This window comes from Vibrio mediterranei (assembly GCF_013364395.1).
Classification (GTDB): domain Bacteria; phylum Pseudomonadota; class Gammaproteobacteria; order Enterobacterales; family Vibrionaceae; genus Vibrio; species Vibrio mediterranei.
Genome location: NZ_JABXGK010000004.1, coordinates 1 through 22,038, shown reverse-complemented (window position 1 = coordinate 22,038; position 22,038 = coordinate 1). Strand labels below are relative to the sequence as shown.

At 45.6% G+C, this 22,038-nt stretch carries 20 protein-coding genes, 1 tRNA gene and 2 rRNA genes; 18 read left to right on the top strand and 5 right to left on the bottom strand.

Annotated elements, in window-relative coordinates; translation table 11 throughout:
- The first annotated feature begins 90 nt into the window (after positions 1 to 90).
- Complete coding sequence (locus HOP38_RS14805) at positions 91 to 687, top strand: LysE family translocator (RefSeq protein ID WP_006074812.1); 597 nt, start codon at positions 91 to 93, stop codon at positions 685 to 687.
- Here HOP38_RS14805 and HOP38_RS14800 read toward each other — a convergent pair.
- Together HOP38_RS14800 and HOP38_RS14795 are read right to left on the bottom strand one after the other, a co-directional pair.
- On the bottom strand, positions 677 to 1,156 hold the full coding sequence (locus HOP38_RS14800; RefSeq protein WP_038230928.1) for a TIGR02444 family protein: 480 nt from the start codon (positions 1,154 to 1,156) through the stop codon (positions 677 to 679). The genes HOP38_RS14805 and HOP38_RS14800 overlap by 11 nt on opposite strands.
- Positions 1,156 to 3,075, bottom strand: coding sequence for an ABC transporter ATP-binding protein (locus tag HOP38_RS14795; protein ID WP_006074810.1), 1,920 nt, complete (start codon positions 3,073 to 3,075; stop codon positions 1,156 to 1,158). Before HOP38_RS14795 ends, HOP38_RS14800 begins: the two co-directional genes overlap by 1 nt.
- 233 nt (positions 3,076 to 3,308) lie before the next feature.
- On the opposite strand from HOP38_RS14795, the gene kefG reads away from it, so the two are divergent.
- The 8 genes from kefG (at position 3,309) to rplI (ending at position 9,060) form a co-directional block, all read left to right on the top strand.
- On the top strand, positions 3,309 to 3,920 hold the full coding sequence (kefG, locus tag HOP38_RS14790) for a glutathione-regulated potassium-efflux system ancillary protein KefG (protein WP_198558375.1): 612 nt from the start codon (positions 3,309 to 3,311) through the stop codon (positions 3,918 to 3,920).
- Positions 3,907 to 5,703, top strand: a complete 1,797-nt coding sequence (kefB, locus tag HOP38_RS14785) for a glutathione-regulated potassium-efflux system protein KefB (protein ID WP_198558374.1) — start codon at positions 3,907 to 3,909, stop codon at positions 5,701 to 5,703. The genes kefG and kefB overlap by 14 nt, the downstream gene beginning before the upstream one ends.
- A 48-nt stretch (positions 5,704 to 5,751) precedes the next feature.
- A complete protein-coding gene (locus tag HOP38_RS14780; RefSeq protein ID WP_006074807.1) occupies positions 5,752 to 5,955 on the top strand; it encodes a YheV family putative zinc ribbon protein in 204 nt (67 codons plus the stop codon).
- Positions 5,956 to 6,102: 147 nt separating this feature from the next.
- Positions 6,103 to 6,684, top strand: coding sequence for a peptidylprolyl isomerase (gene slyD, locus HOP38_RS14775; protein WP_038223079.1), 582 nt, complete (start codon positions 6,103 to 6,105; stop codon positions 6,682 to 6,684).
- A 74-nt stretch (positions 6,685 to 6,758) separates the two neighbouring features.
- Positions 6,759 to 7,700: an isoaspartyl peptidase/L-asparaginase family protein gene (locus HOP38_RS14770; RefSeq protein WP_198558373.1), complete on the top strand. Its 942-nt coding sequence runs from the start codon at positions 6,759 to 6,761 to the stop codon at positions 7,698 to 7,700.
- A 189-nt stretch (positions 7,701 to 7,889) separates the two neighbouring features.
- Entirely contained in the window at positions 7,890 to 8,270 is a 381-nt protein-coding gene (rpsF, locus tag HOP38_RS14765) for a 30S ribosomal protein S6 (RefSeq protein ID WP_006074804.1), read from the top strand.
- 76 nt (positions 8,271 to 8,346) lie between these two features.
- Positions 8,347 to 8,574 carry a 30S ribosomal protein S18 gene (gene rpsR / locus HOP38_RS14760; protein WP_000090472.1) on the top strand — a complete coding sequence of 76 codons (228 nt, stop codon included), beginning with the start codon at positions 8,347 to 8,349 and terminating at the stop codon, positions 8,572 to 8,574.
- Between the two features lie 33 nt (positions 8,575 to 8,607).
- Positions 8,608 to 9,060: a 50S ribosomal protein L9 gene (gene rplI / locus HOP38_RS14755; protein ID WP_031493946.1), complete on the top strand. Its 453-nt coding sequence runs from the start codon at positions 8,608 to 8,610 to the stop codon at positions 9,058 to 9,060.
- A 67-nt stretch (positions 9,061 to 9,127) separates the two neighbouring features.
- Here rplI and HOP38_RS14750 read toward each other — a convergent pair whose 3' ends face one another.
- Complete coding sequence (locus tag HOP38_RS14750) at positions 9,128 to 9,898, bottom strand: DUF481 domain-containing protein (RefSeq protein WP_006075653.1); 771 nt, start codon at positions 9,896 to 9,898, stop codon at positions 9,128 to 9,130.
- A 177-nt stretch (positions 9,899 to 10,075) separates the two neighbouring features.
- Here HOP38_RS14750 and HOP38_RS14745 point away from each other — a divergent pair, with 177 nt between their 5' ends.
- A complete protein-coding gene (locus tag HOP38_RS14745) occupies positions 10,076 to 11,470 on the top strand; it encodes a replicative DNA helicase (protein WP_006075652.1) in 1,395 nt (464 codons plus the stop codon).
- 21 nt (positions 11,471 to 11,491) lie between these two features.
- Positions 11,492 to 12,574, top strand: coding sequence for an alanine racemase (alr, locus tag HOP38_RS14740; protein WP_197697713.1), 1,083 nt, complete (start codon positions 11,492 to 11,494; stop codon positions 12,572 to 12,574).
- 164 nt (positions 12,575 to 12,738) lie between these two features.
- On the opposite strand, the gene HOP38_RS14735 is transcribed toward alr, so the two are convergent.
- Positions 12,739 to 13,161 (bottom strand): secondary thiamine-phosphate synthase enzyme YjbQ, encoded by a 423-nt coding sequence (locus HOP38_RS14735; RefSeq protein ID WP_124940350.1) that lies wholly within the window; start codon positions 13,159 to 13,161, stop codon positions 12,739 to 12,741.
- Positions 13,162 to 13,466: 305 nt separating this feature from the next.
- Here HOP38_RS14735 and pgi point away from each other — a divergent pair, with 305 nt between their 5' ends.
- Positions 13,467 to 15,119 (top strand): glucose-6-phosphate isomerase, encoded by a 1,653-nt coding sequence (gene pgi / locus HOP38_RS14730; protein ID WP_198558372.1) that lies wholly within the window; start codon positions 13,467 to 13,469, stop codon positions 15,117 to 15,119.
- Positions 15,120 to 15,187: 68 nt separating this feature from the next.
- Here the strand turns inward: pgi and HOP38_RS14725 are convergent, their stop codons facing one another.
- Positions 15,188 to 15,661, bottom strand: coding sequence for an RDD family protein (locus tag HOP38_RS14725; protein WP_006074938.1), 474 nt, complete (start codon positions 15,659 to 15,661; stop codon positions 15,188 to 15,190).
- Between the two features lie 192 nt (positions 15,662 to 15,853).
- On the opposite strand from HOP38_RS14725, the gene HOP38_RS14720 reads away from it, so the two are divergent.
- The 6 genes from HOP38_RS14720 to HOP38_RS14695 all read left to right on the top strand — a co-directional run.
- Positions 15,854 to 15,938: transfer RNA gene (locus HOP38_RS14720), tRNA-Leu, on the top strand.
- Positions 15,939 to 16,187: 249 nt separating this feature from the next.
- A complete protein-coding gene (locus HOP38_RS14715; protein WP_198558371.1) occupies positions 16,188 to 17,144 on the top strand; it encodes a hypothetical protein in 957 nt (318 codons plus the stop codon).
- Between the two features lie 36 nt (positions 17,145 to 17,180).
- Positions 17,181 to 17,957, top strand: a complete 777-nt coding sequence (locus HOP38_RS14710) for a hypothetical protein (protein WP_198558370.1) — start codon at positions 17,181 to 17,183, stop codon at positions 17,955 to 17,957.
- Positions 17,958 to 18,086: 129 nt separating this feature from the next.
- Positions 18,087 to 19,337, top strand: a complete 1,251-nt coding sequence (locus HOP38_RS14705; RefSeq protein WP_198558369.1) for a cyclic di-GMP phosphodiesterase — start codon at positions 18,087 to 18,089, stop codon at positions 19,335 to 19,337.
- A 601-nt stretch (positions 19,338 to 19,938) separates the two neighbouring features.
- Positions 19,939 to 21,491: ribosomal RNA gene (locus HOP38_RS14700) — 16S ribosomal RNA — on the top strand.
- A gap of 267 nt (positions 21,492 to 21,758) precedes the next feature.
- A 23S ribosomal RNA gene (locus HOP38_RS14695) occupies positions 21,759 to 22,038 on the top strand; the annotation flags it as partial.

Sequence of the window (22,038 nt, the reverse complement as noted above, 5' to 3'; positions counted from 1 at the left end):
GATCGTTTGTTAGGGTTATTTTGGTCGCTAATTAACAATAAAGCAACGTAATTTTTGTAATTGTATCGGTACAATTTTTGGAGGAATCATATGGACTGGTCATTTTTCTTGTCTGTGGCACTTTTTGCCGTTGTCATGACTGGGACCCCTGGCCCAAATAATGTCATGCTGACAGCTTCAGGCGCGAACTTTGGCTACATGCGCTCGATACCTCATTTTTTCGGTATTGGATTTGGCTTGATTAGCCTCATTTTGCTCAATGGTGTGGGTTTAGGTGTGGTGTTTAAGACTTACCCAGTGGTGCAAGAAATTTTGAAATGGCTTGGTAGTGCATACTTGTTGTATTTGGCTTGGCGCATTCTAACCGCTGGTATTAACAAAGGAGATGGTGCTCAGCAGGCAAAGCCCATGACATGCTTGGAAGCAATGTTGTTTCAATATCTGAATCCTAAGGCGTGGGTTATGTCAGTTACGGCGGTCAGTTCATTTGCCATTGCTGGTGAGTATTATTGGTGGTCCTTGATTGGCATTTCGGTGATTTTTCTAGTGGTTCAGCTACAAACTTCGTCTGTGTGGGTTGGTTTTGGCACCTTTATTCGCCGTTGGCTGTCGACTCCCACTGCGTGGCGACGCTTTAACTCTAGCATGGCGGCGCTGACGGCTTCTTGTGTAGTGTTTATCTGGTAGGGAGTTCGCTGATAGGCTTAGCGAAGATCAATCCCAGATGTTCGGCGCCAAGTTGTCGACAGTAGATCAGTACTAGTGGCTCGTGATCGTGGGGGATCAGTGCAAGGCTATTGATACAGTCAACAAGATCAGACTGCTGTTGTTTTTCCAGACTGAGTTCAAATTCTAGGGCTTCACGATAAAGGCTATCAACTACGTTGTGTTTGAGTTGGCGACGGATATCGCGATATTGGTGCAGGAGCTGTTCGGTTCGCCCTAAACAAGACTGGACTAGATGCCAGTCTTCAGATTGAAAGCGAACCGATTGTTCGTCGAGCCATTTCAGCAACAGTAGCAGATTCACATTACCATGAAATTGATTTTGCAAATTTAAGCACGCTTCTTTCACTTCACGCACACCGTAATATTGCAGGCTAAACTGCCAAAGGTGTTCTAGGGTGAGTGTGGAAGATACGTGCTCTGTTGTCATTACTGATTAAATTCCTGTTCCATTTGCTCAAGAACTTCTTGCTGGGCCATCCACTCCATTTCTACGTCTTCGAGCTCGGATTTGCTAGAAGCCTGTTTGGCAAGTACTTCATTGAGTTTAGCTTTATTTTCCGCATCATACAGAGAAGTATCGGACAATTGCTCTTCTGCCTCAGCGACAAGGGCGGATAACTTATCCATTTTTTCTTCAAGTTTTGTCAGTGTTTTGCGAATTGGTGCAGTTTGCTTTCTAAACTCTGCTTCTTTACGTTTCTGCTCTTTCTTCGCTGCTGCGCTATTGTTAGAGCTTTTCTCTGGCTCGTTCTCTTGGGCTTCTTTGCGCTCTAGTCGCTGCTGGTCGGTGAGCCACTTATAGTAATCCACCAAATCACCATTAAATGGTGCCACTTGGCGATCGTGCACAAGATAAAGATCATCGGTGGTCGCGCGCAATAAATAGCGGTCGTGACTGACGATAACCATCGCACCTTCAAAGGTTTGCAGTGCCAAAGTTAGCGCTTGGCGCATATCAAGATCTAAGTGGTTGGTCGGTTCATCGAGTAATAGTAAGTTTGGTTTTTGCCAAACGATCAGAGCCAACACCAGACGTGCTTTTTCACCCCCAGAAAAAGGCGCGACTTTCTCCAGTGCTTTTTCGCCTTGGAAACCAAAACTACCTAAGTAGTCACGAAGCTGCTGCTCGGTATGTTGAGGCGCAATTTGCATCATGTGCTGTAAAGGTGTTTCTTCCGGATGAAGTGTCTCTAATTGATGCTGAGCAAAGTAACCGATTTTCACGCCTTGCGAGTAGTTGAGATCGCCACCCTTTGCGTTGAGCTCTCCAGAAAGCAGCTTAATCAGTGTCGATTTACCTGCGCCATTACGACCTAGCAGACCAATGCGGCTACCGGGAACGAGATTTAGACGAATCTTCTCTAATATGACGTTATCGTCGTAACCGGCCGAGACATCATCCATCATAATGATAGGGTTAGGAAGCGCGGCTGGCTCTCTAAATTCGAAACTGAATGGATTATCAAACTGAGCGGGAAGTACCTTCTCCATGCGTTCTAACGCTTTAATACGGCTTTGTGCTTGGCGAGCTTTAGACGCCTTATAACGGAAGCGGTCAATATAGCTTTGCATGTGAGCCATCTGCTTTTGTTGCTTCTGATACTGCGCTTGTTGCAAGATCAGTTTTTGCGCACGCTGATCTTCGAACGAAGAATAGTTCCCCGTGTACTCATTTAGCAGTTGGTTTTCGATATGAATAATGCGACCCACGATCGGATCCAAAAAGTCTCGGTCGTGCGAGATCAGAACCAAGGTACCCGGATAGTTTTGCAGCCAACGCTCTAGCCACATGACGGCGTCTAGATCTAAGTGGTTGGTTGGTTCGTCGAGTAGCAGTAGATCAGAGCGGCATAGTAGAGCTTGTGCGAGGTTTAAACGCATGCGCCAACCACCTGAGAACTGCGTTAGGCTCCAACTCATTTGTGCTTGACTAAAGCCAAGGCCATCAAGCAGTTCAGCGGCACGTGCACGGATGCTGTAGCCACCAATCACTTCAATCTTACCGTGAAGCTCTGCCACTAGTGTGCCGTTGTCTTGTTTCTCGGCTTCAACCAGATCTTGTTCTAGTGCACGATATTCTCTATCACCATCAATGACATATTCGATAGCACTGCGATCTAACGCAGGGGTTTCCTGTGCTACCCAAGCTAACTCCCAATGCGCAGGTTGGCTAAACGAGCCAGCATCGATGGAAAGCTCATCTTTTAGTAGAGCAAATAGTGTGGATTTACCACAACCATTTTTACCTACTAAACCTACTTTATCACCTGGGTGAATGGTTGCAGAGGCTTGATCGAGGAGTGGTTTACCACCTCGAAGCAATTGAATATCAGAGAAGGTGATCATATGAATACAGCTAGCTTGTTATTGAGTTTTTGACCAACGAATACTAGGGGCAAAGTGTTTAAATGTCGATCATTATCCGATCCTACTCATCGCAAACTAACCTGCACCTTGGCGTAAGTTTGGGTTATGATGGAACAAACTGATAACAAAAATAGAATGATTTAAATAACAATCATATCTATCTACCCTTAAGCTTTAAGGGTATCGCTAGGTTTAAGGATAGACGTCTAGGAATGACTTCCATACTCGAAAGCACCAACACATCCCCCAAGGTTCTGGTCATCTATGCCCATCCAGAGCCGCAAAACTCGATTGCCAATCAGGTTATGCTCAAGAAGATTCAATCTCTTGATAATGTCACCCTAAGAGATCTGTACGCTCTGTATCCTGACTTCTTTATTGACGTTAAAGCTGAGCACCAGCTTTTGCTCGAGCATGATGTGATTGTGCTTCAGCATCCACTTTATATGTATTCCTGCCCCTCTTTATTAAAGGAGTGGATTGACCGTGTGCTGGGTAAAGGCTTTGCTTTTGGTGATGATTGCGCATTGGAGGGTAAGTACTGGCGCAGTGTCATTACCACTGGTGGTAAAGAGTCTGCCTTTAGTCAATCGGGCTACAATAAGTACCCGTTAGAGCAGATTTTGCAGCCATTCGAGCTAACGGCTGCCTTGTGTAAAATGCAGTGGCTGGAGCCGCTGGTGCTCTATTGGTCACGACGTGTCGGTGATATGGATCGATATCAACATGCGGAATTGTACCGCCAATGGTTAATGCATCCGTTTGATGAATCTTTGATGATGTCCACGCTGCAAGGTGCGGAGGTGGAACATGGCGATGACTAACGATTTCTTGCAAAGCGGTGTTATTTTCCTCTCTGCTGCTGTGGTTGCGGTTCCCATTGCCCAGCGCCTTGGATTGGGCAGTGTTCTCGGCTATCTGTTGGCTGGTGTTGCCATTGGCCCATGGGGGTTAGGGCTTATTAGCGATGTGGATGAAATACTTCATTTCTCCGAATTTGGTGTCGTACTGCTGCTGTTTTTAATTGGCTTGGAACTGAATCCTAAGAAGCTGTGGCAGATGCGAGTTCCCATCCTTGGTTTAGGTGGTGCACAGGTTGTCATCACTACTTTGATTCTTTCTGCTATTGCTTCTTTATTTAATCTCTCTTGGCAAACCAGTTTAGCGATAGGAATGGGCCTCGCGCTTTCATCTACTGCGATAGCCCTTCGAGTTATTGAAGAACAAGGGTTAGGAGGCGGCGAGACTGGACAATCCGGCTTTGCCGTTCTGCTGTTTCAAGATATTGCGGTTATACCAATGTTGGCATTACTGCCATTATTAGCAGGCAACACGGCGGGCAACTGGGCGGACATTATTTGGATGTTAGCGGGTGTCTTAGGCTTGCTGGTGGGCGGCCACTTTCTGATTCGTCCTCTGTTTCGTTATGTCGTCATGAGCGGTGTGCGTGAGTTGTTTACCGTGGCCGCATTGCTGCTAGTGATTGGTATTGCTGCCTTTATGCAAAAGCTTGGGTTATCCATGGCTTTAGGGACGTTTTTAGCAGGGGTGTTACTTGCCGAAAGTGAGTACCGGCATGAGTTGGAAATCGCCATTGAGCCATTCAAAGGCCTGCTGCTAGGGTTATTCTTTATCGCGGTGGGTATGGCGGTAAACCTTGGATTACTGATTTCTGAACCACTCGCTGTGCTGCTTGCTGTGGTGTCTTTGGTCATTATCAAAGGGCTTATCTTGTACGTACTGGCCCGTTTGTTTGGTATCGGACCGAAATCGCGCAGTAAAATGGCGGCGATTTTGAGTCAAGGCGGTGAGTTTGCCTTTGTTATCTTTACGGCGGCGAGCGCGCAAGGGCTATTGCCTGCCGAAGAGTCTGCTTTTCTGCTGGTTGTGGTGAGTTTGTCCATGGTAACCACACCATTGCTGCTTATGGGACAGAAAAAATGGTTTGAGAAATCACTCAATCAAGTAGAAGAAACCACCATTAAAACCGATGTTGAGGATCGACAGCCGAGAGTGATCATTGCTGGCTTCGGACGATTTGGACAAATTGTCGGTCGTTTGATGTACGCCAATAAGGTCAAAGTTACCGTATTAGAAAGTGATGCGAGCCAAATTCACCTGTTAAGAAAATACGGTTATAAGGTGTTTTATGGTGATGCGACTCAGGTGGATTTGTTAAGGGCGGCGGGCGCCGATAAAGCCGAGGCTATCATTATCTGTACCGATTCTCCTGAGGAGATCATGGAAGTGGTGGACCTTTGTCATAACCATTTTCCAAAGCTTAGAGTCTTAGCAAGGGCTCGAAGTCGAGTAGAAGCCTATCAGCTTATGAATCATGGCGTGCAATGTTATTCGCGAGAGACATTTTTGGGCGCCTTGGATTTAGGTCGACAGGCATTAGTGGAGCTAGGATTTCATCCTTATGAGGCAAAGCGCGCAGAAGCGCACTTTAGAAAGCTGGATAATGCCATGCTTAAAGAGCTGTTGCCTCAACACAGTGAAGATAAAGAATTGGCACAAAGATCGAAAGAAGCTCGTAAAGAACTCGAAGAAATCTTTGGCCGTGAAATGGAAAATGATCGCCAATCGCGTAATTTCTGGGATTAACGTTGAAGTTAAAGCCATTGCGGTTGAAGGTCGGAATTAGGAAGTAACATGAGCAGTACCAAGAAACGTTTTATTGCGGGGGCAAGCTGCCCTAAGTGTAGCCAGCAAGACAGTTTGCGCTGGTGGATAGACAACAATGTTGAGTGGGTGGAGTGTGTAGAGTGTGAGTTCAAGGAACAACGCACGCCAAAAGCTGTAGAGAAAACTGAACGCAGTGATGAGGAATTAATCGGAATTTTTAAGCCTGAATGATTGAGTTTCTTATTTCTGACCCCATAATATGCGAACACGCCGCTTAAAGGCGGATTAATTTTTGATGAGATGATCATTTGAGTCGGTTTGCTGTTCGCAAAAGGCTTTGCTTTAATGATCTCTCAAGGCCAATCCTTTGGAGCTCACATGAAAGTTACTCAGAACGCAGTAGTTAGTCTAGCGTACCAAGTAAAAACAGAAGACGGTGTTGTCGTTGATCAATCAACAGTAGAAGCACCTCTAGATTACCTACACGGTCACAACAACCTAATCGTTGGTCTAGAAAAGGAACTTGAAGGCAAAGAAGCGGGTGATAAATTCACAGCTACTGTTTCTCCAGAGGATGCTTACGGTGAACACAATGACGCATTAGTACAACGTGTACCAGCGAATGTATTCCAAGGCGTTGACACTATCGAAGTGGGCATGCGTTTTCTAGCGGATACAGACCAAGGTCCAATCCCTGTTGAAGTAACGGAAGTAGACGGTGACGAAGTTGTGGTTGACGGTAACCATATGCTTGCAGGCCAAACACTAACGTTTGATGTTGAAGTGGTTGCGATTCGCGAAGCTAAGGCAGAAGAAATTGAACATGGTCATATTCACCAAGGTGGCGGCTGTTGTGGCGGCGAAGGTCACGGTGAAGAAGGTGGCTGTTGTGGTGGTGACGACCACGGTGAGAAAAAAGAAGACGGTTGCTGCGGTGGCGGCGGTTGTGGTTCTCACTAATCGTTGAGTTTTGAAAGGCCTCCCTATGGGAGGTCTTTTTGGTTTTAAACAGTAGGGAAGTAGGAACGAACGGTATGACTAAGCCTTTTGCAATTGCGATTCATGGTGGCGCTGGAACCATATTGCGTGAACAGATGACCGAGACATTGAAGCAAGAGATATTGGCAGCACTGACTCAATCAGTTCAGGCGGGCGCTGCGATATTGGAAGCGGGTGGGGACGCTCTAGATGCAACAGTAGCAGCGGTTAAAGTGATGGAAGACTCGCCACATTTTAATGCGGGAAAAGGCTCGGTATTAACTCATGATGAAATGGTTGAGATGGATGCTTCTGTGATGCATGGCGCGGCTATGGATGCAGGCGCGGTCGCTGGCGTTCGTCATATTCGTAACCCCATTGAGCTGGCGCGAGATGTGATGCGCGATAGCGATCATGTGTTATTAATCGGTGAAGGCGCGGAGAAATTTGCGTTTGAACATCAACACGAATATACCGAGCAAGATTACTTCTTTACTGAGCGTCGCTACGAACAATTACTTTCGATGAAAGAGAAAGGATTGTTTGCCCTGTCTGAATCGAAATATCCAGATGACAAAAAATACGGCACGGTAGGGGCGGTGGCACTGGACAGCCATGGCAACTTGGCTGCCGCGACAAGTACTGGTGGTGTAACCAATAAAAAGTACGGCCGCGTTGGCGATACTGCGATTATCGGCGCAGGTACCTTCGCTGAAAACGGCAATGTTGCGGTTTCAACTACCGGAATGGGTGAGTACTTTATCCGTAAAACCGTTGCAGGTGATGTCGCGGCGCGAATGCGCTATCTAAAAGAAGACGTTCATACGGCGTGTGAAGCGGTAATTCAAGGTGAACTGAAAACCATGGGTGGCGAGGGTGGCTTAATTGCAGTGGATGCTCAAGGTGATGTTCATTTTGGTATGAATAGCTCAGGTATGTACCGCGCCTCGGTAGATTGCCATGGTGAGTTAACTGTAAAGATCTATGCTGATGAATAACAAGGCTTTTTGGATGGCTAAGCATTGAGGGGTATTGCTTAGCCTCTTAAACCTCTAAAATTGCTTGCTTATTTTCCGTCCTTTCTGTAACATTCGCGGTCCTTAATTCTCGGTCTTTTTTATTCGTTCCTTGCTTCCTCTGGACGACCGAGCCAAACGTGGAAGCTAATAATCCGTAAGGAGCAACCAATGCGTCATTACGAAATCGTATTCATGGTGCACCCTGATCAAAGCGAGCAAGTTGCTGGCATGATCGAGCGTTACACTGGTTCTATCACTGAAGCTAACGGTACTGTTCACCGTCTAGAAGACTGGGGTCGTCGTCAACTGGCTTACCCAATCAACAAGCTTCACAAAGCTCACTACGTTCTAATGAACGTTGAAGCTCCACAAGAAGCTATTGATGAGCTAGAGACTGCTTTCCGTTTCAACGATGCAGTTCTACGTAACATGATTATGCGTACTAAAGCAGCAATCACTGAGCCTTCTATCATGCTTAAGCAGAAAGAAGAGCGTGCTCCACGTCGCGAAGAGCGTACTGAAGCTAAGCCAGAAGCAGCTGCAGAGTAATTCGTTACTCATTTAGTACTTGGTAATTGATTCAATTGCCGACAACAAGACTTTAATTTAGATCAGGAGATAGCCCATGGCTCGTTTCTTCCGTCGTCGTAAATTCTGCCGTTTCACTGCAGAAGGCGTACAAGAGATTGATTACAAAGACGTAGCAACTCTTAAAAACTACATCACTGAAGCTGGTAAAATCGTACCTAGCCGTATCACTGGTACAAGCGCTAAATATCAGCGTCAGCTAGCGCGCGCTATCAAGCGTTCACGCTACCTAGCTCTACTGCCATACACTGATAAGCATCAGTAATCGGCACCGTTTATTTAGATAGAGGATTAAACAATGCAAGTTATTCTACTTGATAAAATCGGTAACCTAGGTGGTCTTGGCGATACAGTTAACGTTAAATCTGGTTACGCTCGTAACTTCCTTATCCCACAAGGTAAGGCAGTAATGGCTACTAAAGGTAACGTTGAAATGTTCGAAGCTCGTCGCGCTGAACTAGAGGCTAAAGTTGCTGAGCAACTAACTGCTGCTGAAGCTCGTGCTGAGAAAGTTAACGCTCTAGAAGCTGTTGTTATCGCTTCTAAAGCTGGTGACGAAGGCAAACTATTCGGTTCTATCGGTACTCGCGACATCGCTGATGCAATCACTGCAGCTGGCGTTGAAGTAGTTAAGAGCGAAGTTCGCCTACCTGAAGGTGCTCTACGCACAACTGGTGAGTTCGAAATCAGCATCCAACTTCACTCTGAAGTTTTCGCTGCTATCAACCTACAAGTTGTTGCTGCTGAGTAATCTCAGTCAGAAGAACAATGAAAAACACCAGCTTCGGCTGGTGTTTTTTTTTACAATTTTTATAAGGTTAGAAGCTGAACAGCAGGTTGACGGTGAAAATAGAGTCGCGCTTGCTTAGAGTAGGGCTAGGGACTTTACTGTGGTATTGGCTGTCATAAGATAGCTTTAACGCGATGGTTTCAGTAATGGCGTTGGTGACATTTAATTCTGTATCAAAACGGGTGTTACTTTTACCAGATGTAGCGGTTAGCTTGGTACCGACGGTGAGAGTATCCAAAGGCTTCCAAATCAAATTGATGTTGCCTCGAATAATAGCTTCTTTAACCACGTTCTTAAAAATAATGTCTTTATCGTCTATCTCATCAAGATTAGGTTCTTGATAACGAAAACCCGGACCGATTTCGACTTCAAACAGGAAATTGTCTCGATTGGCGAGCTGATAACCTAAACCACCTGAAACGGTATGATCTTCATAATATGAGCTATAAAGTGAAGAGAAGCCGTTATAGTTTCCGTACAAATACGCTTTAGGGCCTAACTTGTAGTCAGTTTGCAATAAATAGTTCTGCTGATTTTTATCTTCATCACCGTCTTTATAGAGTTGGTAATATTTCCATTCCCCACTGGTACGATGGCGTCCCTCGGTATATTCCGCAGCAACACGCGCATTAAGTGATTGAGAGTCGGTATTGCCTGAGTGTGCTTGATAGCCAAATTCCACTTCGGATTGAAGTGGTGAGGGCGGCGAGTCTTCCGTGTCGCTTGGCGGGAGAAATTCTTCAGCATAGATCGCAGGCGAAGCAAGCAATACTAGACCAAAAAGTACCTTCTTTGACACAAAAACCTCTCGGAGCGGATACGGGGTTCGGGATTATATGTGTGGCATATTCGACCATCGTCAGCAATAGGTCAAATTTTGAAGGAGTAATCCTCGTTTTAGTCGCGTTTTCTTTGCTTTAGCCCACACTTAGTTGAGTATATAATGTCTGGTCATAATGTGTTATCGAGTAGAGTCATGGCGGATATCCGAAATCAAAAAGTAAAAGATGCTCAAGTGGAATCAGTGAAGGTCCCTCCTCATTCATTGGAAGCGGAGCAGTCTGTACTGGGTGGTCTGTTGTTAGACAATCAAAGATGGGATACCGTTGCCGAGAAGGTGATCAGCAGTGATTTCTATAGTCGTCCTCACCGTCTAATCTTTGAAGGCATTCAAGCTCTGTTAGAAGAGAGCAAGCCGCTTGACTTGATTACCTTATCTGAATTCCTTGAACTGCGAGAGCAGTTGGACGATGTTGGTGGATTTGCCTACCTTGCCGATCTAGCGAAAAACACCCCAAGTGCTGCAAACATCAATGCTTATGCGGATATTGTTGCTGAGCGTGCTCTGGTACGAAATCTAATTGGTGTGGCCAACGAGATCGCTGATGCGGGTTACGACCCACAAGGTCGCTCCTCAGAAGATCTGCTTGATATGGCTGAGAGTAAGGTCTTTAAAATCGCGGAAGAAAGAACCAGTGAGAATGAAGGCCCTCAAAATGTCGATAACATACTTGAAAAAACACTAGAACGAATCGAAATCCTGTATAAAACGCCACAAGATGGTGTGACAGGGGTGACTACGGGCTTCAATGACTTAAATAAGAAAACGGCTGGCCTTCAAGGTTCGGATCTTATCATTGTCGCAGCACGTCCATCGATGGGTAAGACGACATTTGCGATGAACTTATGTGAAAATGCGGCGATGTCGGATGATAAGCCAGTACTTATCTTCTCCTTGGAGATGCCTGCCGAACAGATCATGATGCGTATGTTGGCGTCGCTGTCTCGTGTTGACCAAACTAAGATCCGTACTGGTCAATTAGATGATGAAGATTGGGCGAAGATTTCAACGACCATGGGCATGCTCATGGAGAAAAAGAACATGTACATTGATGACAGTTCTGGTTTGACCCCAACCGAGGTGCGCTCGCGTGCGCGACGCATTGCTCGCGAACACGGTGGCCTTAGCCTTATCATGGTGGACTACCTTCAGTTGATGCGCGTACCGTCACTCTCTGATAACCGTACCCTTGAGATCGCTGAGATTTCACGCTCACTTAAAGCATTGGCGAAGGAGTTGAATGTTCCTGTTGTTGCCTTGTCGCAGCTTAACCGTTCCTTGGAGCAGCGTGCCGATAAACGTCCAGTTAACTCAGACCTTCGTGAATCGGGCTCTATTGAGCAGGATGCCGACTTAATCATGTTCATTTATCGTGATGAGGTTTATCACCCTGACAGTGCATTAAAAGGGATTGCAGAAATCATTATCGGTAAGCAGCGTAACGGTCCTATCGGTTCGGTTCGCTTAACCTTCCAAGGTCAATATTCTCGCTTTGATAACTACGCAGGTCCTGCGTTTGACGAAGAGTAGTAGGGCAGACGTATGAGTTATATGAAAGCAGCGACAGCGCACATTAATTTGGATGCGCTGGCGCACAATCTAGCATGCATTAAACAGAAAGCGCCGAATAGCAAAGTCATGGCGGTAGTCAAAGCTAATGGTTATGGTCATGGTTTGAGACACATTGCTAAAAATGCCACGGGTGCGGATGCATTTGGTGTAGCTCGCATCGAAGAGGCGCTGCAGCTAAGAGCAAGCGGTGTGGTGAAACCCATATTACTGCTTGAGGGTTTCTACTCACCCAATGATCTCCCTGTGTTGGTGACCAATAATATTCAAACGGTGGTGCATTGTTATGAACAGCTCGATGCACTAGAGCAGGCAGAGCTAGAAACTCCGGTCGTTGTTTGGCTTAAAGTGGATAGCGGCATGCACCGTCTAGGCGTTCGAGAAGAACAATACCAAGAGTTCGTCGAGCGTTTACATCGCTGTGATAACGTGGCTAAGCCGCTACGTTATATGAGCCATTTCGGTTGTGCCGATGAGCTTGATAACACCATGACTCAACAGCAAATAGAGCTGTTTCTGTCACTAACAGAAGGCTGCAATGGGGAGCGCTCTATGGCAGCCTCAGCTGGCCTACTTGAGTGGCAGCAAAGTCGCTTAGATTGGGTGCGTCCAGGTATCATTATGTATGGAGTGTCTCCTTTTGGAGATAAGACCGCAGCCGATATGGGCTTTAAGCCAGTTATGACTTTAAAGTCTCACTTGATTGCTGTGCGCGATGTAAAGAAAGGCGAAAGTGTGGGTTATGGGGCGACTTGGACTAGTCAAAGGGACACCAAAGTAGGGGTGATTGCGATTGGTTATGGTGATGGCTATCCTCGAACAGCACCCAATGGTACACCAGTACTAGTTAATGGTCGTAAAGTCCCAATAGCCGGTCGAGTATCGATGGATATGCTTACTGTTGACTTGGGTCCTGATGCCCTAGATCAAGTGGGCGATGAAGCCATCTTATGGGGGGAAGAGCTCCCATCTGAAGAAGTCGCCGAGCACATTGGTACTATTGCTTATGAGCTGGTGACTAAGCTCACTTCTCGCGTTGAAATGAGTTATAGCAGTACGAAGTGACGTCGGTCTCTATTTGATACCGAACTTCAATACCAAACCCAAGTATTGTCATTCCTGCGCAGGCAGGGATCTACTTACAGCGCCCTTCAAACCAACCTTTGTCTGCCTCGTCACAACAGGCAGGCAAGGTGTAAACCATCAAAGGCATCGCAAGGGTTTTTACCTCAAATCTGCCCTTGCAACGTGGCAATAATTCGTCGCTCCCCACCAAAGTCTCGATGTTCACCTAAGTAAATGCCCTGCCATGTCCCCAAAGCTAACTGTCCTTGGTTAATTGGAATGGTCACGCTCGCTCCAAGAAGAGAGCTCTTAATATGAGCAGGCATGTCGTCGCTGCCTTCGTACGTATGTTTGTAATAAGGTGCATTCTCTGGGACATAGCGATTGAAGTGACTTTCCATATCACTACGTACCGTCGGATCCGCGTTTTCATTCAACGTTAAACTAGCCGAAGTATGTTGAATAAAGAGATGTAGTAAACCTACAGAGTAGTCTTTTAACTGTGGCAGTTGTTGTTCAATTTCATCAGTAATCAGATGAAAACCGCGCGCCTTAGCGCTGAGGTACAATGTCTTTTGTTGCCACATAATCACTCCTATGTATTATAGTGCTGCTTAATGGTAGGGTGTTTACCTATTTTGTTTATATTGTGAACCGTTACGTGACCTAACTCAAGGTGAGTGCAATGGCTCTGGTTCATAATTACGCCTGAAAAATTATTACGAAAACAAAGTCTACACTTTGTAAACCATAGACAAGTTTGTAACGTCTAGTGAACCTAAAAAGGCACTGGGCTGTATTTAGAATATACTGTTTATTATTCGCTAAACTGGGGGTTCCTTTTCCTTGGGGGGATTGGGAATAAAACCGACTAAAAATTGGGATAGAGACCATGTTGAAAAACATCAATCCAACGCAAACTGAAGCTTGGAAAGCACTGACTGCGCATTTCGAATCTGCGCAAGATATGGACTTAGCAGAGTTATTTGCACAAGACGCTGACCGTTTTGGCAAATTCTCTACGCGCTTCGGCTCTGACATTCTTGTTGATTACTCTAAGAACTTAATCAACGATGAAACAATGAAGAACCTATTTGCTCTAGCGAACGAGACTGAGCTTAAAGGCGCAATCAAAGCCATGTTTGCTGGTGACACAATCAACCAAACAGAAGGTCGTTCTGTTCTTCACGTTGCACTACGTAACCGCAGCAACACGCCAATCATGGTTAACGGCGAAGACGTTATGCCAGCGGTAAACACGGTATTAGAGAAGATGAAAGGTTTCTCTGAGCGCATTATTTCTGGTGATTGGAAAGGTTACACAGGTAAAGCGATTACTGACGTAGTAAACATCGGTATTGGTGGTTCTGACCTTGGTCCTTACATGGTGACTGAAGCGCTAGCGCCTTACACAAACCATCTGAACATGCACTTTGTGTCAAACGTAGATGGTACACATATCGCTGAAACTCTTAAGAAAGTAAATCCAGAAACAACGCTATTCTTGGTTGCTTCTAAGACATTTACTACTCAAGAAACGATGACTAACGCGCACTCTGCTCGCGATTGGTTCCTAGCTTCGGCTCAAGATGACGCTCACGTGGCTAAGCACTTTGCGGCGCTATCGACTAACGCAACTGCAGTTTCTGAGTTTGGTATCGATACTGACAACATGTTCGAATTCTGGGATTGGGTCGGCGGTCGTTACTCACTTTGGTCTGCAATCGGTCTATCTATCGTTCTAGCTGTAGGCTTCGACAACTTCGTTGAGCTTCTTGCTGGTGCTCATGAGATGGATAAGCACTTTGCTGAAACTGATCTAGAAAGCAACATTCCAGTACTACTTGCACTTATCGGTATTTGGTACAACAACTTCCACGGTGCTGAATCTGAAGCGATTCTGCCTTACGACCAATACATGCACCGTTTTGCTGCATACTTCCAGCAAGGCAACATGGAGTCTAACGGTAAGTTCACTGACCGCAATGGTGAAGCCGTTGATTACCAAACTGGTCCTATTATTTGGGGTGAGCCAGGCACAAATGGCCAACACGCGTTCTATCAGCTAATTCACCAAGGTACTAAGCTGATCCCATGTGATTTCATCGCGCCTGCTATCTCTCACAACCAAGTGAGTGATCATCACCAGAAGCTAATGTCTAACTTCTTTGCTCAAACTGAAGCACTTGCATTCGGTAAGTCTAAAGAGACGGTTGAAGCTGAGTTTGCAAAAGCAGGTAAGACAGCGGAAGAAGTCAAAGATCTTGTACCATTTAAGATTTTTGAAGGTAACCGTCCAACGAACTCAATCCTAGTGAAGCAAATCACACCTCGTACTCTAGGTAACCTAATCGCGATGTACGAGCACAAGATCTTTACTCAAGGTATTATTTGGAACATCTTCAGCTTTGACCAATGGGGTGTAGAACTTGGTAAGCAACTGGCTAACCAAATCCTACCTGAACTAGCTGACGACAGTGAAGTCACTTCTCACGACAGTTCGACTAATGGTCTAATCAACGCGTTTAAAGCATACAAAGCTTAACTTTTGTCTGCTAAGCCGTTTGTAATAAAAAAGGTGCCGAAAGGCACCTTTTTTATATTTATCGTTGTTTATTTTGCTTTAGGTAAAACAACTACCTTGGTCTTCGCCCAAATATCATGAAACCCTCGCTTTTGAGGGTCGATAGGAACCGACAAGTTTGCTAAACCAAACGCGGATGTAGCGATACGGATTAGCGCTTGAGTCACGGTAATACGTCCACCATCTAAGTTTTGAAGCTCAATCTTCCAAGCTCTCATTCCTAATGTTTGTCCGGCGCGAGTCCAGAAGAACACAAGGAAGTAAATCCACGCGAACGCTAGGTAAGCGGTGTAAACAGGGCTCCAAAAGGGATGGCTGCCAAGAAAATCACTGGCGTCGGCATACGGTGCATAGCTCATTAGCCCTGCCGCGACCAACGCTTCCATGATTGCCACAACAACGCCACCGGCCATCATCACAACCGCAAGTATAATTAAGCTGTCATAAAACAGCGCCCCAAGTCGTCTGAAAAAGCCCGCTGGTGGAAGAGATTGAGTTTCCATTGAATACATCATTTAATAACCAAAACTGGCCACAGGATAGCGATTCTATCGACGTGAAGAAAGCCTCTTTGCCCGAATAGCATCACATTGTGGCGAAAATATCAGCAAACAATAGAATATTCAGCGTTTTGTTGTTGCACGCAACGAGAGCTTACGTATAATGCCAAACATCAAAGGACATCAGTCCAAGATGCCGGTGTGGTGAAATTGGTATACACGACGGATTCAAAATCCGTTGCCTTCGGGCGTGGCGGTTCAAGTCCGCCCACCGGTACCATATTAGAAAGGTCGCTTATTTAAGCGGCCTTTCGTCGTTTTGCGAGATGTAAACCTTGTGATACGCCCAACACGTTGCGGCAAGATGACTCATATCCAGCAGCCTATTCTTTTCGAACTCTTACCAACTATTGACGATAGATCTCGTTTATAAGCGTTGATACTGTTCCAATCTCAAAGGTCACTTTTTCTCTGTTTGTTTATGAACAGTCGAAGCGCTAGAATCTAGGTAACAGATAGGAGAATTACTGTGAGTGCAAAATTTACCCATATTGCTTGGCAACAAACGGACATCACAGCTAGTGAGAAGTTAGTACTATTAAAGTTAGCGGATATTTCCGGCAATGATGGGAATGTGGCTTTTGCACTGTCAGATGTTGCTAAAGAGTGCTTACTTGGAGAGTTTGGGCTAGCAGATGTGCTTACTGCGCTTGCTAATAAGGGATTGTTGACTAAAGGTCAGGTTGAATCTACCCCCCAAGGGCAAAGGCATCACTTTACTTTGGCAAGTTCTGAACCAAATCGATTGCCAGTGATTGAAACCTCAAGTGCCGCTCCAGTTGTCCGTCAGCCATCTCGCGTTACGACGATGCAAGAATCGAGTGCTCCAGGTTGGGCAGTACCCTCCTTTGATCTCTATAAAGTACCGCCGAATAGCAGAGACAGCGTATGGCAAAACTTTGTACGTGAACATGGGACGAACACCACGAACATCACTCGTTTGGCACGTCAGCTTGAAGATTGGCTAGAATACTCTAAACGCTCGGGAAGTTTACAAGCGGTGATTGGCGAGCAGCAACCCAATTATCGTAAGGATAAAAGTAGTGGGTTTTCTTCTCGTAAAAAAGAGTCACAGCCTGCCACCAACAGCCAATATTTATCAACTCATGATCTCAATGAGTTTGAAATACCAGACTGGGCGTCGCAGACGATCGCTTTTTCTCGACTTGAGATTGATCCTAACTTGTTCTGGGAAAAGTTTGTGGTTTACTACAAAACCCGAGCAAATGAGTACACCAACGTCACTCAAATGCTTAATAAACTTAGATTGTGGATTGTTAACGAGAAACAAGCGGAAGATCGACGTAAGCAAGCAGAAGAAAGACGTCGCCAATCTTACCAAACGTCAAATAAGTCTGGTGATGTGAGTCCTTCAGAAGAGTTTCGTGAGTACTTACGAGGACAAGGTAAGAATCCGAATTTTTAAGACTCGCAACGTGCGCACTTTACATAGGTAATAGACATGAGTAACAGCAATAAGCCAAAAAGCGTTGATTTTGGCACAATGGAAAAGAAACTCAGAGAAATGGGGGTCAATGGTAGCCTTGAGCATTTAAAGGCTTCTAATGCTGTTACTCCAAAAGTTGATAAGGGTCGCCGTGAGCCGCAGTCGACTCAAGTCTCGACGACAACTTCGTCATCGTCTCAGTCTTTAAGCATCAACGAGGTCGAACAAGAACGTCAACCTAGTGACTGGTGTAACTATATATTCGGTACATTACTGAGTATTTATGAGTCGACGTGGATTAAGTCTTACGGGCGACGCCCAACAGGACGTTTTCTCGATTTTGCAGATAGCTTAACGGAAGCGGAGTTAATGCGTGTCATGCAGCATTGCCGAGAGAGACTTCAAGCTGGCGAAAAATGGCCACCCATTATGGGTGAATTGACATTGCTCAAGACTCAGCTTACAGAATCAGAGTCTTTGGAAGCTTTGAATCGTGTTGTTAATAAAGAGCCCAATAATCAACTGGAAAAGTGGATTATGCAAAACAAAGGCTATGAGCTTCGTCGATTGCCACAATCTCTGATTGTCCGTCGCTTTAAAGAGTTTTATCGTGAGGCGATGAGCTTGCAAGAGAAGGGCAAGTTAGTGACAGAAGTGCCAAAAGGCCTTGCTCAGCACTCTGTGAAAAACCTCGTTGATCTCAAGCGAGAAGAGTTTGAGCAGCAACATGGTAAATCGCTAGATCCTAGAATTGCGGCTATTCTTAGTAATCGCGAAAAAGAGCAAGAGTAGCGTCCCTCAATAGAAAAGGCGCTAGTTTACAAATTTATTATTTGGTCACACTTTAATAATAATTAGATGAATTAGCGCACGAAGTTCTTTAAACTCGCTGAGTGTTTTACAGTCAGTTGCAGTTGGATTGTGGCAAGTATCAAGATTTCAGTGGACCGAATTCAGCCTGGGCTTCATGTCCGGCTTCCCCTCAAATGGAATGACCACCCGTTTCTATTTAATGTTTTTAAGATTAAATCAGAAGAGCAGGTACACATTATTAAGCAGTTAGGGGTGAAGTACGTCCACGTTAACCCTGATTTAAGTGATGTTTTACCGCTCCCTATTCAACAAGCCTCTCAAGAACCTAATGCTTATGTTCAAGCAAGCTCGGATCTACTCTGGGAAGAAAAGCAAAGGCGTATAGAACAACTAAGCGCTTATCGAAGAAGAGTTTCTCGTTGCGAAAAAGAGTTTGATCGCTCTTTGGCTCGAATTAGAAATGTCATGGCCAAACTCAGAAGTCGGCCAGAACAAGCGACGAAAGAAGCACGTTTGTTAGTAGATGATATTGTCGATACTCTCTTATCTGAAGATGAAGTGACCTTGCACTTAATGGGCAGTAAAAGTGAATTTGAAGACATCTACTTTCACAGTTTAAATGTTTCGGTGCTGTCTATGATGATTGCTAAAGCAAGGGGATTAGAGGCCGAGGAGATCAAACTAGTAGCGCTTTCTGCACTATTTCATGATATTGGTAAAGTGAAGATTCCACCGGCAATTTTGAGAAAAACTACGCCGCTCACGGAGCCAGAAGCTAACTACCTAAAACTTCACACTAAGTATGGTAGCAACATCGCTGGTATGATGGATACACTGCCTCAAGAAGTCATTACCGTCATCGAACAACATCACGAGTTGTTGGATGGCAGTGGCTACCCGTTAGGTCTCAAAGGCAATGAAATTGATGCGTTCGCACAAATAATTTCTGTTGCCAATGCGTTTGATAACCTATGTCATCACCAAATACCGAGTGAGAAAAAGATTCCTTTTACCGCCTTGTCTTATCTATATAAGCATACAAAGGCGTTGTATAACCAAGAAAACCTAAACATTCTTATTAAGTATATGGGGGTGTATCCTCCTAGTACGGTAGTCAAACTCTCTAATGAGATGGTCGGTCTCGTCGTTTCTATTAATAGTGGTAATTTACTGTGCCCGAATGTACTCATCTACGATCCTACCGTACCTAAACTGCAAGCTCCCATCATTCCACTTGAAGAGAAGGAGCTGAAAGTGGAGTCAGTGATTCACCCTGATAGGCTGCCAGAAGAGATTCGGGAATACTTAAACCCACGAGCTCGAATTTCTTACTATTTTGAAGACAATAACGCTCATTAGTTACTATAGAATTCGTACGTGTAACAGACATCTGAGGCTTTACCAAGATGCAATATGGGGTAAGTTAAAGGATTAATGAGTGAAAAACGTTCTGTTTTAGCCATTATTGGTCAATAAAGTTACAAATGACCTGTTTTTAAAGATTTTCTTTAAAAAAGGCTTGCCAATGTGATCCGGATCTCTATAATGCGTCCTCACTGACACGGCAGAGCCTACAAGGGTTCAAGGCAATAGTCAGTAAGGCATTCAGCTGACAAGATGGTCTTCTAGTTAAATTTGAAAAAATCAAAAATAATTAGAAAAAAGTGTTTGACACTTAGAATCATCTCGCTAGAATAGCCGCCTCTTCAAACGGAAAGCGAAACGCAGAGTTTTGAAGAGAATGTTCTTTAACAATATAAACCTATCAATCTGTGTGGGCACTCGTTGATGATAATCAAATTAGAAACTTCGGTTTCAAATTAGGTTTTCAATGAACTGAGTGACCAATCAAGTCGAAAGACTTGGCACAGTCAATTCATTATCGTTCTGTTGGAACGATAATAGCTTTAGACTACTAAGGTAGTTTAAAGTCAGTATTCATTGAGCCGAACAAAATCTTAAATTGAAGAGTTTGATCATGGCTCAGATTGAACGCTGGCGGCAGGCCTAACACATGCAAGTCGAGCGGAAACGAGTTAACTGACCCTTCGGGTGACGTTAACGGCGTCGAGCGGCGGACGGGTGAGTAATGCCTGGGAAATTGCCCTGATGTGGGGGATAACCATTGGAAACGATGGCTAATACCGCATAATGCCTTCGGGCCAAAGAGGGGGACCTTCGGGCCTCTCGCGTCAGGATATGCCCAGGTGGGATTAGCTAGTTGGTGAGGTAATGGCTCACCAAGGCGACGATCCCTAGCTGGTCTGAGAGGATGATCAGCCACACTGGAACTGAGACACGGTCCAGACTCCTACGGGAGGCAGCAGTGGGGAATATTGCACAATGGGCGCAAGCGAGATGCAGCCATGCCGCGTGTGTGAAGAAGGCCTTCGGGTTGTAAAGCACTTTCAGCAGTGAGGAAGGCGGGTACGTTAATAGCGTGCTCGTTTGACGTTAGCTGCAGAAGAAGCACCGGCTAACTCCGTGCCAGCAGCCGCGGTAATACGGAGGGTGCGAGCGTTAATCGGAATTACTGGGCGTAAAGCGCATGCAGGTGGTTCGTTAAGTCAGATGTGAAAGCCCGGGGCTCAACCTCGGAACTGCATTTGAAACTGGCGGACTAGAGTACTGTAGAGGGGGGTAGAATTTCAGGTGTAGCGGTGAAATGCGTAGAGATCTGAAGGAATACCGGTGGCGAAGGCGGCCCCCTGGACAGATACTGACACTCAGATGCGAAAGCGTGGGGAGCAAACAGGATTAGATACCCTGGTAGTCCACGCCGTAAACGATGTCTACTTGGAGGTTGTGGCCTTGAGCCGTGGCTTTCGGAGCTAACGCGTTAAGTAGACCGCCTGGGGAGTACGGTCGCAAGATTAAAACTCAAATGAATTGACGGGGGCCCGCACAAGCGGTGGAGCATGTGGTTTAATTCGATGCAACGCGAAGAACCTTACCTACTCTTGACATCCAGAGAAGCCAGCGGAGACGCAGGTGTGCCTTCGGGAGCTCTGAGACAGGTGCTGCATGGCTGTCGTCAGCTCGTGTTGTGAAATGTTGGGTTAAGTCCCGCAACGAGCGCAACCCTTATCCTTGTTTGCCAGCGAGTAATGTCGGGAACTCCAGGGAGACTGCCGGTGATAAACCGGAGGAAGGTGGGGACGACGTCAAGTCATCATGGCCCTTACGAGTAGGGCTACACACGTGCTACAATGGCGCATACAGAGGGCAGCCAACTTGCGAAAGTGAGCGAATCCCAAAAAGTGCGTCGTAGTCCGGATTGGAGTCTGCAACTCGACTCCATGAAGTCGGAATCGCTAGTAATCGTAGATCAGAATGCTACGGTGAATACGTTCCCGGGCCTTGTACACACCGCCCGTCACACCATGGGAGTGGGCTGCAAAAGAAGTGGGTAGTTTAACCTTCGGGAGGACGCTCACCACTTTGTGGTTCATGACTGGGGTGAAGTCGTAACAAGGTAGCCCTAGGGGAACCTGGGGCTGGATCACCTCCTTATACGAATAGATTATTGCGATGAGTGTTCACACAGATTGATGGTTTGGGTTTAGGCCCAGAGCATAGCTCTTTAACAATTTGGAAAGCTGACGAATAACATTTGATTAATGTTATTCATTTAAAAGTTCTCAAATCCTATATCGAAAGATGTAGGTACCAACACACATTCAAGTGTTCTTGGAATTTGAGTCCGGCAAAATCGAGTCTGCACATGTATAAAAATGCAGACAACTTTGGTTACGTAACAAAGACCCTTTGGGGTTGTATGGTTAAGTGACTAAGCGTACACGGTGGATGCCTTGGCAGTCAGAGGCGATGAAAGGCGTATTAACTTGCGATAAGCTCAGATTAGGTAGTAAAAACCTGTGAGTCTGAGATTCCTGAATGGGGAAACCCAACTGCATAAGCAGTTATCGCTGAGTGAATACATAGCTCAGCGAGGCGAACCGGGGGAACTGAAACATCTAAGTACCCCGAGGAAGAGAAATCAACCGAGATTCCGAAAGTAGCGGCGAGCGAAATTGGATTAGCCCTTAAGCTTTTAATG

Bases quoted from the DNA above. Each gene is read 5' to 3' on its own strand.
- HOP38_RS14805 (WP_006074812.1), top strand. From the start codon at position 91: ATGGACTGGTCATTTTTCTTGTCTGTGGCACTTTTTGCCGTTGTCATG.
- HOP38_RS14800 (WP_038230928.1), bottom strand. From the start codon at position 1,156: ATGACAACAGAGCACGTATCTTCCACACTCACCCTAGAACACCTTTGG.
- HOP38_RS14795 (WP_006074810.1), bottom strand. From the start codon at position 3,075: ATGATCACCTTCTCTGATATTCAATTGCTTCGAGGTGGTAAACCACTC.
- kefG (WP_198558375.1), top strand. From the start codon at position 3,309: ATGACTTCCATACTCGAAAGCACCAACACATCCCCCAAGGTTCTGGTC.
- kefB (WP_198558374.1), top strand. From the start codon at position 3,907: ATGGCGATGACTAACGATTTCTTGCAAAGCGGTGTTATTTTCCTCTCT.
- HOP38_RS14780 (WP_006074807.1), top strand. From the start codon at position 5,752: ATGAGCAGTACCAAGAAACGTTTTATTGCGGGGGCAAGCTGCCCTAAG.
- slyD (WP_038223079.1), top strand. From the start codon at position 6,103: ATGAAAGTTACTCAGAACGCAGTAGTTAGTCTAGCGTACCAAGTAAAA.
- HOP38_RS14770 (WP_198558373.1), top strand. From the start codon at position 6,759: ATGACTAAGCCTTTTGCAATTGCGATTCATGGTGGCGCTGGAACCATA.
- rpsF (WP_006074804.1), top strand. From the start codon at position 7,890: ATGCGTCATTACGAAATCGTATTCATGGTGCACCCTGATCAAAGCGAG.
- rpsR (WP_000090472.1), top strand. From the start codon at position 8,347: ATGGCTCGTTTCTTCCGTCGTCGTAAATTCTGCCGTTTCACTGCAGAA.
- rplI (WP_031493946.1), top strand. From the start codon at position 8,608: ATGCAAGTTATTCTACTTGATAAAATCGGTAACCTAGGTGGTCTTGGC.
- HOP38_RS14745 (WP_006075652.1), top strand. From the start codon at position 10,076: ATGGCGGATATCCGAAATCAAAAAGTAAAAGATGCTCAAGTGGAATCA.
- alr (WP_197697713.1), top strand. From the start codon at position 11,492: ATGAAAGCAGCGACAGCGCACATTAATTTGGATGCGCTGGCGCACAAT.
- HOP38_RS14735 (WP_124940350.1), bottom strand. From the start codon at position 13,161: ATGTGGCAACAAAAGACATTGTACCTCAGCGCTAAGGCGCGCGGTTTT.
- pgi (WP_198558372.1), top strand. From the start codon at position 13,467: ATGTTGAAAAACATCAATCCAACGCAAACTGAAGCTTGGAAAGCACTG.
- HOP38_RS14725 (WP_006074938.1), bottom strand. From the start codon at position 15,661: ATGGAAACTCAATCTCTTCCACCAGCGGGCTTTTTCAGACGACTTGGG.
- HOP38_RS14710 (WP_198558370.1), top strand. From the start codon at position 17,181: ATGAGTAACAGCAATAAGCCAAAAAGCGTTGATTTTGGCACAATGGAA.